At 49.9% G+C, this 12,747-nt stretch carries 14 protein-coding genes; 2 read left to right on the plus strand and 12 right to left on the minus strand.

Annotation, left to right across the window (positions count from 1 at the left end):
* Positions 1 to 9 precede the first annotated feature (9 nt).
* The 7 genes from mtrB to ACHZA2_RS10815 form a co-directional block, all read right to left on the minus strand.
* Positions 10 to 297 carry a tetrahydromethanopterin S-methyltransferase subunit MtrB gene (gene mtrB, locus ACHZA2_RS10785; protein WP_319538820.1) on the minus strand — a complete coding sequence of 96 codons (288 nt, stop codon included), beginning with the start codon at positions 295 to 297 and terminating at the stop codon, positions 10 to 12.
* Entirely contained in the window at positions 297 to 1,193 is an 897-nt protein-coding gene (mtrC, locus tag ACHZA2_RS10790) for a tetrahydromethanopterin S-methyltransferase subunit MtrC (protein WP_319538819.1), read from the minus strand. The genes mtrB and mtrC overlap by 1 nt, the downstream gene beginning before the upstream one ends.
* Before the next feature lie 9 nt (positions 1,194 to 1,202).
* Positions 1,203 to 2,048 (minus strand): tetrahydromethanopterin S-methyltransferase subunit D, encoded by an 846-nt coding sequence (gene mtrD / locus ACHZA2_RS10795; RefSeq protein WP_319538818.1) that lies wholly within the window; start codon positions 2,046 to 2,048, stop codon positions 1,203 to 1,205.
* Positions 2,045 to 2,944 (minus strand): tetrahydromethanopterin S-methyltransferase subunit E, encoded by a 900-nt coding sequence (gene mtrE, locus ACHZA2_RS10800; protein WP_319538817.1) that lies wholly within the window; start codon positions 2,942 to 2,944, stop codon positions 2,045 to 2,047. The genes mtrD and mtrE overlap by 4 nt, the downstream gene beginning before the upstream one ends.
* 416 nt (positions 2,945 to 3,360) lie before the next feature.
* Positions 3,361 to 4,077: a hypothetical protein gene (locus ACHZA2_RS10805; RefSeq protein WP_319579710.1), complete on the minus strand. Its 717-nt coding sequence runs from the start codon at positions 4,075 to 4,077 to the stop codon at positions 3,361 to 3,363.
* 78 nt (positions 4,078 to 4,155) lie between these two features.
* Complete coding sequence (locus ACHZA2_RS10810) at positions 4,156 to 5,352, minus strand: MFS transporter (protein ID WP_319579711.1); 1,197 nt, start codon at positions 5,350 to 5,352, stop codon at positions 4,156 to 4,158.
* A 259-nt stretch (positions 5,353 to 5,611) separates the two neighbouring features.
* A complete protein-coding gene (locus tag ACHZA2_RS10815; RefSeq protein WP_319579712.1) occupies positions 5,612 to 5,932 on the minus strand; it encodes a hypothetical protein in 321 nt (106 codons plus the stop codon).
* A gap of 134 nt (positions 5,933 to 6,066) precedes the next feature.
* Between ACHZA2_RS10815 and ACHZA2_RS10820 the strand changes: the two genes are divergently transcribed.
* Positions 6,067 to 6,531, plus strand: coding sequence for a MarR family transcriptional regulator (locus ACHZA2_RS10820; RefSeq protein WP_319579713.1), 465 nt, complete (start codon positions 6,067 to 6,069; stop codon positions 6,529 to 6,531).
* Between the two features lie 48 nt (positions 6,532 to 6,579).
* Positions 6,580 to 7,425, plus strand: coding sequence for an EFR1 family ferrodoxin (locus tag ACHZA2_RS10825; protein WP_319579714.1), 846 nt, complete (start codon positions 6,580 to 6,582; stop codon positions 7,423 to 7,425).
* 17 nt (positions 7,426 to 7,442) lie between these two features.
* Here ACHZA2_RS10825 and ACHZA2_RS10830 read toward each other — a convergent pair whose 3' ends face one another.
* From ACHZA2_RS10830 to ACHZA2_RS10850, 5 genes are read right to left on the minus strand one after another with little or no spacing between them, the layout of a single operon-like run.
* A complete protein-coding gene (locus tag ACHZA2_RS10830) occupies positions 7,443 to 8,078 on the minus strand; it encodes an FmdE family protein (RefSeq protein WP_319579715.1) in 636 nt (211 codons plus the stop codon).
* 7 nt (positions 8,079 to 8,085) lie between these two features.
* Positions 8,086 to 8,871 carry an ABC transporter ATP-binding protein gene (locus ACHZA2_RS10835; protein ID WP_319579716.1) on the minus strand — a complete coding sequence of 262 codons (786 nt, stop codon included), beginning with the start codon at positions 8,869 to 8,871 and terminating at the stop codon, positions 8,086 to 8,088.
* On the minus strand, positions 8,868 to 9,938 hold the full coding sequence (locus ACHZA2_RS10840) for an iron ABC transporter permease (protein WP_319579717.1): 1,071 nt from the start codon (positions 9,936 to 9,938) through the stop codon (positions 8,868 to 8,870). The genes ACHZA2_RS10835 and ACHZA2_RS10840 overlap by 4 nt, the downstream gene beginning before the upstream one ends.
* A 51-nt stretch (positions 9,939 to 9,989) precedes the next feature.
* Positions 9,990 to 11,135 (minus strand): iron ABC transporter substrate-binding protein, encoded by a 1,146-nt coding sequence (locus ACHZA2_RS10845; protein WP_319579718.1) that lies wholly within the window; start codon positions 11,133 to 11,135, stop codon positions 9,990 to 9,992.
* 36 nt (positions 11,136 to 11,171) lie between these two features.
* Positions 11,172 to 12,266 (minus strand): FmdE family protein, encoded by a 1,095-nt coding sequence (locus tag ACHZA2_RS10850; protein ID WP_319579719.1) that lies wholly within the window; start codon positions 12,264 to 12,266, stop codon positions 11,172 to 11,174.
* Between the last annotated feature and the right edge of the window lie 481 nt (positions 12,267 to 12,747).

Genomic DNA, 12,747 nt, shown 5'->3' on the forward strand with positions numbered 1-12,747 from the left:
TATATCACCTCACTTCAATAAGGCCAGTACGATGACACCTGCCAGCAGAAGCCCGACTGCAAGTCCATACCAGATTGAGGTTATGGCACCTGCATACACGAGGGACTTCTCACGGTTCGGGAACGACTCAAGGAAGTTGCCTTCTCCGGAGAGCATTCCAATGATATCATCAGCAGTCTTGTCCAGTTTGTCTACCTGTGCAATGATGGGTGCAAGTGACTCACCCTGCTGGGAGACAAAACCTGCGAACACGTCACAACCGAGACCAAACTCGGGAAGTACCGGAATCCAGGTCATTACTGGTCACCTCCGACCTCAATGATCGGCTTTGAATCGAGCCATGCGTAGGCATCACGCTTGGAGAGGTCAATGTAAGTCTTGTAGCAGTAGAACCAGGCGATCAGTGAGATAGCGAGGTTAACAACTCCTGCAAGAAGTCCAAGGTACACAAGTGAGATGATCGCTACGACGATCATAGAGAGGAATCCGCATGAGAGTGCGAGCATCAGTGTTCTGTCCTGTGACTCGTTTGGTCCGAGACAGGCGTTGAACGGGTGCTGGAGTGCGAGTGCACCGAGGAAGAAGATCACTGCGAGTGCTGCACCGCCAATGAGTGAGTTTCCGTACTGCGGAACTGCAGTAACGAGGAACTGCTGTGCTCCACCTGCTGCTGCTCCGGCACTCTCTACAGAGAGAGACATGCTTCCGATGATCATCTGGTTGAACTCAAACGAGCCGGTTGCCATTGATGCAAATCCGAGCATTGTCATTGCACCGACAACTGCGAGCTCCATCAGGGACATGATCATCACAGGGATGTTCATGTTGATGATGTTGTTTGCAGTGTATCCGATGACTGCTCCGAGGATTGCTGCCAGAATGACGGTTACAATCGGCGATGCAATGCCGAACTTGGTACCGACGATCATGGCGATTGCCCCGGAACCGAATGCGATCATACCTGCTGACGGAACACCGGTACCAAGACCGTAACTGCAGAGGTGCTTGATCGTGTCAGAACCCCACCAGAGGGCGGCGACTGCAGCAATTCCTCCGAAGAAGGAGAATACCGCAACGCCGGTAAGAACATTGAGATAGGTGAGGTATGTGCCTACGACAGCGATGACCAGACCATAGGTCATCAGCGTGTTGTGAGACATTTTACCTTCAGATGCTTCCATTTTTGCTGTCATGTCTTCTCCTCACATCCCGATGTTGGTCACCAGCAGCAGTGAGATGAGTCCACAGAATGCAGATGCAACGGCACAACCGATGACTGCACGGGGAACCCGCTTGAATTTGGGGTCGTGTGGTCCTTCGATGGTACCGGTGATGTTGTATGCTGCGAGCACTGCGTTGACCAGGAAGAATCCAATTGCAAAGATTCCTGCAAGTGAGATTGCAAGTGGCTGAATTGCAGTTGCCTGAGCTTCAAGCAGGGTTGTGAGACCGACGCTGTATACATCCAGAAGTTCGATGTAGATGATCGTTCCTCCAAGACCAGCGATAAGTCCACCAATTACACCACCAACAAAGGAGATGAATGGCAGACCGTGTCCCTCAGTTCCCTGGGATTTGTATTCTGGGAAGGTGTCCCCGGTGATTGGGTCCTTTGCGATCTTTCCAGATGCTGCAGGGATACCCATGGCAAAGACGTAAGTTGCGTTCACCATCAGACAGGTGATTGCCATCATCAGGCCACCACCGACTGCTCCACCGATGATGGAGATAAGGAAGTCGCCAGTTGTCTCGTATGCCCATGCACCGCCGAAGAGACCGGCAAGACCGGCACCTGCTGCGAGCATTGCCACACCAGTTGCAATACCTGGTGCCTGTCCCATTGCTGCCGGTGCTCCACCGACAGGGACGAAGTGAACACCGAATGCGATCAGTGCGCCACCAATGATGATCCCGATGAGGGGAACAACCAGGGATGCACCAAGAACAGCGGTGATTCCGATTGAAATAAGGATAATGACAATACCGACGATGGTTCCGGACATATTGATACCGTCACCACCGGCTGCCTTTCCTCCGAGTGCACTCATGATGATGCCTCCTCTGGTTCAGTGTATGGTCCGTAGGTCTTACGTCCCCATACCTCAATCCAGCGGTCGATGAATGTGAACACCAGAATGAGGACAATTCCTGCGATGACTGCTCCCCATCCGGCGAGCGCCTTCTCAAAGAGAATGGTACGCCAGAGTTCAAGGAACACAATCAGACCGAAACAGATCCCTGATGCCGGACCGGCAAACTTGGTGGTGAACCAGCCGTTGTCAAGGGAAGATCTCTGGCCTGCCTCTGCATACCGGACAATGTTTCCTGATGCAGAGATTGGGACACCGGCACCGAACTTCTGGTTCTGGTACTGGCGTTCCTTTCCATAGAACGGGTTTCCTGATGCTGAACCTGCTGCACCAAGCGCTATACCCCAGATAAGTCCGAGGAGCGGAAGTGCGAACGGGTGGTGCAGCGCTGCGGACATCAGGTAACACACTGCTGTGGTACAGAATATCGCGACAAACGCATGAGCCATCGTCACCGAAGTCAAAGACTTCAGGATGTCGATATAGACCGGCTGCTTGAACTTGGCCAGACTTGCGGTACGTCCAAGGTAACCTGATGTACAGTAGATACCCTGAATAAACACCGCAACTATTGAGCCAAGTATAATAGCAAGAGCCGGGTTGTAGTTAAGCTGCAAGAAAGCCCAGGCCACTCCAGCCCCGATGGCACACCAAAGCCCGTATGCTGGTGGCTCACCGGAGACTGCCTTGTTGAAGATGCGGTGGATATATCCCATCTGCGGAGCGAGTTGAACCTGAGAGTTCGGGTCACCCTGTGAACCGATATCAGATTCTGTATCTTCCGCAGCACCGGCAACTGTGGCAAGAGCTCCCGCCAATGCAGTAATACCAATGCCTAATACAATCTCTTCCATGTAAACCTATCTCCTGCGTAACTCTGATCAGACACAAGAGTACTCACTATGCAATACCACACACATAGAGCGTTACAATACCGTTGTGGTAATTGCTTAGTTGGTCAGTATTTAGTTAAATGTTTCGAAATTATGTCCCGTTATAAAGAATACCGGTCACGAAAATGGAAAAAAGACGAAAAATGCCGTTTTTGCTATAACCGAATTTGCTTTAACTAAGAAAAAGTAGTTTAGCAAACAATTTTTTTTGCTCATCTTTTCTCCACGATGAAACAGTTGTGGAAAAAAGTCTGATGGTGATGGGAGGTTATATATGGCATCACAGATCCGGGGAAAATTTCAGCACTTCTTTTCGCACCTGATCAAGTCATGTCGTTCGCGAGCCGGTCGGCAATTGCGCGGCATGTGATCGACAATCATCGATAGTATTGATCATATATTGCATCCTCTTCCGAGTACGATGAGAACGGGTTGTTGGGCTGCTTGAAGTCCGGATCCTCGTTCACAGAGAAGGGTTTCTTTTCTGTCGTGATCCGGTATGGGGTAACGTTCGGGAAGAGATCCTGGATCTGGCTCCACATCGTCTTTGATGCCCCCTGATACTCCTGGACCTCACTCATTGCAGATGGATCTTCATATACCGGAGAGTATGCTTTTCCTGAAAGGCTCATGGCATCTGAGTAGGCATCCCCGGCCTGGGCGGTATAATACAGGTATGCGTTTATCTTTCGTGCCTTCTGGTAGAAGTCAGGGCTGATGTTCATCGATGCCAGTCTCTGCTGGGTGGTCTGCAGGTCACGGAGTTCAGTTCCGTTCGGGATTGTGGCATTGGAGAGACTGTATACTGCATCGGTTGCCAAAGCCATGAACTGCTCATCCTGGTATGGCCCGGTCTGTGGAGACTCTTTTAAGGGATAGAGGATTGTCGGAAGACTGCTGGCATGAACTACACACAGTCCGGTCAGGAGTACTGCGATAAGCAGGGTCCGTCCAGATATTCTGCTTCTCTTCTGCTTCCCCGGGAGGTTACATGCTGATCTGATCATGCTGACTCTGATGGTGATGGGATTGTCACCTATAACTGATTGTTGGATCCTGAAGGCTGAATGATTATATCGATCAGTACTGTCCAAATCTTTTCCCTGCTCCTGCTGGTACCAGGATCAGGCTAGGGTAGGTGAGGTTAAAATGAGAAATGGAAAAATCCCTGGTTACCTGGCGGATACTGTAGGTTCTGATCCCTGAATAACAAGGGCGTCAAACCGCCCTCTCATGAGAAGTGTCGCGATGGTGACAGCGATTCCGAGAATTCCGGAGATGATAAAGACAGTCTGCAGCCCGGTGAAGGAGAGGATGACTCCAAGGATGATGGGAGCAAGGCTCATTCCCATGTATTTCATGCATGTATGGATCGAGAGGATACCGCCTTTCGATCTTGCCGGACTGATCTGAATGATCTGGGCATCGATGGCCGTCTGTGCAAGCCCCAGTCCTGCACCAAACAGGATCAGCAGGAGAAAGATACCTGTGATGGAGGAGGTGAACGAGATACAGAGCATCGATATGCCGACGAGAAAAAATCCCACGGCAATAACCCGGATCATGGAAAACCTGCATGAGAGCATTCTCATCTGTGATGCCAGGATCACAACGGCAACTCCTTCAATGGCAAGCATCAGGCCGGATTCTCCTGATGAGAAGTCAAACAGCTCCTTGAGCATGAAAGGGAGGTAGATGATCAGTGAATAGAGCAGGAAAAAGATCGAGAATCCCATGAATATCGTGTAGGTTACCGGGAACTCTCGGAGAGCAGATAACGCTTCACTGATCCCTGCATGTCTCACATTCCTGTTCTGTTCCCGTGTTTCAGGGAGTAATACTGTCACCATCAGGGCAAAGGGGATGGAGAGTAAGAAGAAGAGGAACGGGTAGTTCCATCCCATGCTGGCGAGGGTTCCGCCTATCATTGGTGCAGTAATTGCTCCAATAGCCAGGGACATACTCATCCTGCTTATCGCACTGATGCTCTCAACTCCCCGGTATGCCTCCCCGATGATCAGGAAGGCGAGGGTCATCATCCCGGCAACACCTATCCCCTGGACGAACCGCATGACCAGAAGTACTGTAAAATCGGTTGAGTAGTACCCTGCAATGCCGGTCAGTCCGTATATCAGCAGGCTGGGTACAAGGATCTGTTTCCTGTCGAGGCGGTCTATGAAGTGGCTCAGTACCAGGGTGAATATCGCTGTTGAGAGTGTGAAAACTGACATTAGCAGCCCGACAGCCTGAGCCGTGGTCTGAAGAGGAGTTACCATCTCGGGCAGGACAGGTGCCAGAAGCGATCCTCCTGCCATCGCAAGATAACCGGTAAAACAGAGCATAACGAGGTGTATTTTTTTGAAAATCATCGTATCATGTGGTTCCTGATGTCCGGGTACCGGACATGTATTTACATTTGAAGATTGGGCAGACGACTTCAGATCCTTTCTGGAGGTCTTATCATGTTAGTTGAGCTAGCAACTATGTACTATGTCGTATTCAAGTAAAAAATGGGATGACAACGATGATACTGGGACTAGCAGCAGGAATGGAACATGCAGTATTATCACCGTTCAGGATGTCACGGTTGCACTCTCTCCACCCGGGTGATTCATCAGATAAAAAAAGTCAGAAGAAGAAGGTGGGTCTGAACCAGAATGGATTAAAGATGCTGTACCTGTTCCTTTGCCAGAGATTGTAGGATGGCCTCTTCCAGTATCCTGTCTGAAGAGGTTTGTCATCAGATAGTCCAAAGAGTGTCTTCTCTTGAACAGTCCCTATAATATTGTTCGTGACAGAGGGATCCATCCGTGAGTAGATGTCAGACGGAATGCCAAGGAAACCGCCATCCAGGTATTCATTATATGCAGACACCGGCATGATCAGGCAGATCGAGAGAAGACCCAACAGTACCATGGCCCGGGTGTAATACTTGTTCCATACCATCATATCACCTCTGTGCTACTCATGTGCGCAAAAATATATATTCTTTGTTGTATGGCGATCATACGATCATCCAATCAATTATATTGATAATGTGCTTACCAATAATGGACCATGAGAACAGGTGACGTGAGGCTGATATGGTAACGTCTGCCGAAATGATGCAGTTCTCTGCCGGGTGGATCCGGATCCTCAATAAAATGAGTGAACTGGAAAAAACCCCCCGTGACTATGGCTCCGGTGATCTCCTCTATGGATCAGAGATACACACGATCATGGCGATAGGCCAGAATCAGGATATCAATGTCACCTCTCTTGCTTCGTCTCTGGGGATCTCCAAAAGTGCTGTCTCTCAGATGATCGCACGACTCGCAGAGAAAAATCTGGTTGAACGATATCGCAGTCCTGACAATGAGAAAGAGACCCGCCTGAGACTCACTCCCCGTGGGCAGATCGCATACCTTGGTCATGAACAGCACCACGCCATCATTTTTTCACGCATGCAGGAGAAACTCGGTGATATCACCGCTGATCAGTACACCTTTCTTATGCGTGTTATCAGGTCAATAGAAGAGACAGCCGGCGAGTTCATGCAGTCCGGGTAATTTTTTTCAACCGAATTATTGTTAAGTCTATTACTAAAAGAGGATCATATGTCTGCTCAACACAACCAACCACCCCTGAAGATTGATATCTGGTACTTCTCGGCAACGGGAAACACCGCACGAATAGCCGGAGTAATCAAGGAGGAATATGTCCGGCTTGGTGCAGATGCCACATTGATTGATATTACTCCGTATACTTCACGCAACGCAGGGGTCATCCCCGGCTCCGGTGATCTAGTTGTCCTGGGACTGCCCGTTCACTCATGGCGGGCTCCCCGTGTGGTCAGGGAGTGGCTAGCCACTCTCCAGGGTCATGGAAAAAAGATTGCCCTGTTCTTTACGTATGGAGGATTTGGTATTCATCCCGCCCATGAGACAACCAGGTCACTGCTTGAGAACCAGGGCTTTTCTGTTGTTGCCTCGGCTGAGTTCTGTGGATCGCACACCTTCAACCTCGGCGGATGGAAAGCGATGGAAGGCAGGCCTGATCAGTCTGATTTAGAGATTGCCCGTGCCTATGCTGAACAGGTTCTTTGCAGGTTCACCGGGGAGGATTGTAGGACTCTTGGTGAGATGGAACGGACATCACACTCTGATGAATTCCTCGACAGCATCGAAGAGTTCAGATTCAGGATTCTTACTCAAATGCCTGCCCGGCAGGGTTCATGTACAGATTGTGGGAGATGTGTCCGTTGCTGCCCGACAGGATCTATGGATCCGGAGACTGGAAGAGCAGGGAAAGACTCCTGCATCGCCTGTCTTGCCTGTGTGGTGGCTTGTCCGGACCATCTGATATCCATCAATGACATGTCAGAGAGCTGGTCGTACAAACTGAGGACAGAAGGAGTGACTGAAGAGGAGATGAGAAAGAAGAAGAGCAGGTTTTATCTCTGATCTGTAACCGGAAACTCTCATTCTTTCAACTTCAGGAAACAGGGCATGCAGATCTGCTTCCCTTCATGCTCACGGGTCTTTGCATCTGCCACCATCTCACCGCAGCATCCGCATGGAATCGAGGTGAATATCCGTGCCTTCTTTGGAGGTTCCATCTGGACAAACTCAAGTTTCACAACCTTTTCTGATGGGGCCTCAAGGATGGCTTTTGAGACCTGGTTCACCATGGCATAGAACGTTGTCTGCTCTTCTTCGGTAGCCGTGCCTGAGAAGACCTTTGGCCTGAGTACATCCATCTCTGGTTTTTGTGGCATGAACTCCTCAAGGCAGGTCATGGCCCTGACCGCTTTGCCACTCTCCCGGCAGTAAAAAGTGAACACATGCTTCCCATAATCATGAACAATCAGGTTTCCTTTCCCTGCCGTGCATCCGGTGACCACCTGGATTGCATCAACCCCGCAGGCGTCGGTCTCGGCAATGGCTACAAGTTCTTCATCTTTTGGCCTTGTAACTCCGAGTGCCTTCATGGCTGCAATTGCAACCTGGTATCCGCTTGAAAGACCGGGACAGACATGCCCGTGAAATTCTGCTGCATTCTCAAATGATGCGTATTCAGGCTGCGGTTCTGTTTTTGTTGAATCGTTTGAACACATAGTAATCTTAATTCTCCTGGTGTACCATCCCGGCACCGGGAAGGCCGGGCATGATACACGTGATCCCTTCTATTGTCCCCATTACTACCGGCAGGCCATAGACCTCTTCGATGATATGAGGGGTTACCGAATACCTGTCGCCCTGAAAATGAATTCTGCCATTCTTCAGGAAGATAAACCGGTCTGCATACCGGAATGCCTGGTTGAGATCATGCATCGTCATTACCGCAGCAATTCCATGTTCTCTCACGATTCCGTGGATCGTTGAGAGGATCTCCACCTGGTTTTTGAGGTCAAGACTGCTTGTCGGTTCATCAAGGAGGAGGATCCGTGGTTCCTGGACCAAAGCCCGGGCGATTGCAATCTTCTGGAGTTCTCCCCCGCTCATCTCGTCAATGTACGAGAGCCGTAGAGATTCCATCGAGAGCCGGGTGAAGACTGCATCCACGATACTCAGGTCATGTGATGTCACATCCCATTTGATATGGGGGCGGCGACCGAGGAGAACCGCATCAAAAGCGGTAAGTCTCCCGGTTTCGACCCGCTGGGGGACATATCCTGCCCGTCGTGCTATCTCTCCTGTGTCAAGACTGCCGACTTCTGCACCATCAAGGTATACCTGGCCGCTCCTAGGCTTCAGGATCCGGTTGAGACATTTGAGAAGTGTTGTCTTTCCGACCCCATTCGGTCCGAGGATGGCAACCATCTCCCCGTGGTTCACCTCAAGTGCGACATTCTCCAGTATTTCCCTGTTTCTGTATAGAAATTTCAGTTCTTCCACATTGAGAATCATCGACGATACCCCCTGATGATAAGATAAATGAAAGCCGGAGCTCCCATGAATGCAGTAAGTACTGCCACCGGGAGCACATACGGGGCAACGATAAGCCGTGCCACAGTATCTGACGCCAGAAGCAGGATTCCTCCCATCACACATGAACCGGGAATTAAGAATCGTTGATCGTCTCCGATGATCCTGCGGACCATGTGCGGGCATACAAGGCCTACAAAACCGATGACGCCGAGGAATGCGACAATAACAGCCGTAATCAGGGCTGCAACTGTCATTCCAATGATACGGACCCGCTCAACATTGACACCGAGCCCTTTTGCAGTCTCGTTGCCTGCATCGATGGCGTTGTAGTTCCACCGGTTACTGAGGAAGTAGATCGTGGAGAGTGTGACGAGAACGGTCATAAGTCCCAGTTCAGGCCAGTTTGCCCTGCTCACATCACCGAATGTCCAGAATACCACTGCTGCGAGCTGCGTATCTGAAGCAAAATACTGCAGGAACATGGTGCCTGCAGTAAAGAGCGAGGAGAGTGCCACTCCGGTGAGCACCATCACCTCGGGAGATGCCCCCCTGATCCGGGAGATCATCAGGATGATACCGGTTGCAATCATGCAGAAGATGAAAGCCATGATTGTCGTGGTGTACGGGTTGTTGATGGTGACCGCACCGGCAACGGTTGAGTGCATCTGGCCGGTTCCGAGCAGGATAACTGACACGGCCGCACCAAATGCACCGGCATTTGAGATACCCAGGGTAAAAGGCGATCCGAGGGGATTTCTCAGGATCGACTGCATGGCGACCCCGGCTACTGAGAGTCCCACTCCGGCGACGATTGCTGTCAAAGCCTGAGGGAGACGGATGTTCCAGATGATCGCATCCCATTTGGTACTTACATTCTGTCCGAGCAGGGTGAAGAGCACGTCACCGGGAGGAATAGATACTGCTCCTACCGATATCGAGAGGATCAGAAGCAGGAATACCAGGACAATTCCGGCACATATGCAGAGGATCTTCACCCTGATGTACCCGAGATAGTCGGCAGGAGTTTTTCCATCAGCTAGGTGCATGATACTCTTCTCCAAAAAATGAAGTGAATCAGGGGGTTATTCATTCCTGGTTCAGATGGTCAGTTTGGTAAATCCCATGTTCTTGTACTGGGAGTTGATATCCTTGAGCGGGGATGATCCAAGGAACGTGGTCATGATCTCATCTGCTTTCGCTTCTGGATCAACGTCAGCAAACTTGTCAGGGTACACAATCTTGCCGATGTAGTACGCGTCTGCAAGAACGTTCTCGTAGTTAGTGCTATACCAGTTGTACGGCAGAACTCCGTAGACGTTTCCGTTCTTGACTGCTTTCAGACCTGCAAGTGCCGGATCATTTTTGAGTTCACCAATTCCTCCATCACTATCCATCTGAAGTGTTCCGACATCCATGAAGAGGTAGTCAGGATCCCAGTCTACGATAGCTTCCTTTGCTACATCGGCATGTTGAGAGCCCATTTTTCCGGCAACATTTTTGATGTTGTCCCACAGGAATGGCGGGTATGCCGGTTCGGTTGAGATAATGCCGTGAGCTCCTGCATAACTGACACCACCGACATAGGCTGTCTTCTGTTCAGATTCAGAAATGCCCTTGGTTCTGCTCTGCAGATCAGCGATGGTCGCCTCGATGTAGGAGATCAGTTCTTCTGCCCGGTCTTTCTTCCCGGTGACATCTCCCATGAGACGAAGGGTGCTGAACATCTGCTCCTGCTCTTCTGCGGTCCGGAGCGATCCGTACGGCATCATGATGACCGGGATGCTGGTCTTAGAAGAGAGTTTGTCTGCTTCATCCTTGGTGGCCGCCTCTGTCTGTCCGGTTGAACTGATCTTAAAGATTATCTCCGGACTGATTGCGATGATCTTTTCAGGGTCATCCTTTCCCCGGTACTCGCCAAAGAGGGGGAGATCCTTGAACTGTGGATTGAGGAGTGCGTATCCCCGTGCATCCATCTTCTGCGGTTCCTTCTCGATACTGTCAACACCGGAGGCAAGATTTTGTGCTCCGAGATAGGTCAGGTACCGAAGACAACCGGATCCAGAGCAGATGACCTCTTTCGGCTCTGACGGGATCGAAACGGATCTCCCGTAACTGTCGGTAACGGTCTTGTCAGCGGTAGTATCAGCGGCCATCGCTGCCGGTACTGCGAGCAGTCCTAGGAGGGCAATGAGTGTCAGAATTTTAAAGGGTACAGTAATTGAAAACATTGATAATCGTGTCATGTGATTCCTCGTCTAAATAGGTGGATTTATGTCTCCTTACAGCATTCCCAGCACTTTGTAGGGGTTATTTCCTGCTGTCTTCAGTTTTGTCAGGTTTGCTTCGTCAACCGGGAACTCTTTGAGCGTGGTTATGTAGTCTTCGGTTTTGTCTACAAGGGGCATCATCCCGATATCCTCAACCAGTTTTGGAGCCCATGAGGGTCCGGTCCAGTTAGCAACTCCGGTATCAGCATTCACTTTGTCAAAGTCAAACCCAAGAGCAACTCCGGTTCCTTTCTTTGCCGCATCATTCCAGCGGATGATGATTCCTGCCGGTCGTGTTCCGTATTTTGCCTTGAGTGCAGCCTCATCATCAGCACTTAAGGCCATCACGAACTCACTGTTCTTTCCAGGTGTGGAGTCCCAGATCATCTGGAATGCATCCTCTTTGCACCAGTTCGGACTTCCGATGTCGATGTACGTCTCTGAAGTGTTGGTGATCGGGAGGTTCTTCTCCACGTACTTGATGATCATGTACCCTGAGGTGACACCGGGGCAGAGATGGTCATGGAAAGCAGCCGCATTCATGAAGTCGTATGTAGCCCCATTTGCCCAGACATTGGAGAGTCCGATCAGGGAGAACTCATTACCGCTGAATTTTTTCTTTGTAAATGTGGCATTTGCATCGTCTGGCCGTGCAAGCATCGTGTCCAGGTCCACCATCATCAGCGAGATCTGGGAGAAGACTTTGTCAGCCGGAAGGGCTGTCCGTTCTTCGCCTTTTATGCTGTTGGTTGAGGCATCGATCTCCATGTAAGCTGCAAGGCCGGTCTTCTTATTAAAGAAGTAGAACCAGAGCGGCTTCCAGTTCGGTCTGTTGACCTGGAAGAGGTTGCCATCGCCGGTCCGGAGTCCTGATACATCAGTAATCCCGGAGAGTGCCCGTTCTGTGGTCTCTCCCTTGATCTGTGCATGGCCCGCATTGGTAAGGGCGAGGATGTTCTCGTCACCAGGTTCAAACTTGAGCAGATCCATCCCCACTGTGGCTGCCCGGGATCCGAGATCATATGCCAGATCAGTATCCGCGAGTGCCAGGCCCGGCAGGATACTGCAGCATAGGGTCAGAATTACCAGATACGCTAATAGTTTCATTGTACTCCCGCATGTATGGTATGACTAATCTGATGCATTCATGAAATAATCGCCAAAGTTATCTGTTAGTTACACTTTGAGATTATAATACTCATATGCATCTTATTCAGTTGTACTGAATTACTAATAATTAATAATTTTGAAATTGATCTTGAAATTTGTGTTATTTAAGTAGTTTGAAAAAAACTATCATGCGTGGAATTCTGTATCCTGTGCTGTCCGGTTTTTGGTGCAATTACCTTCTGAAAATTCTATGATGCAGAAATGCCACCTGGTATCTTATCGTAAGAAGGGCCAGGAATGTCAAGGATAATTGGACGAAAATGTGAGTACAATATTTGACGAGTTAAAAAGCAACAGTTTCAAAATTCCACAGTGTGGATAAAAAATGATTAAACACGTTTTGATCTGATGATTTGGTAAATCTGTATGGGATCAATTACTTGTAAAACCACACGGTATCTGGTATTCTGAATCTATT

This window comes from uncultured Methanospirillum sp. (genome assembly GCF_963668415.2).
Taxonomy (GTDB): Archaea; Halobacteriota; Methanomicrobia; order Methanomicrobiales; family Methanospirillaceae; genus Methanospirillum.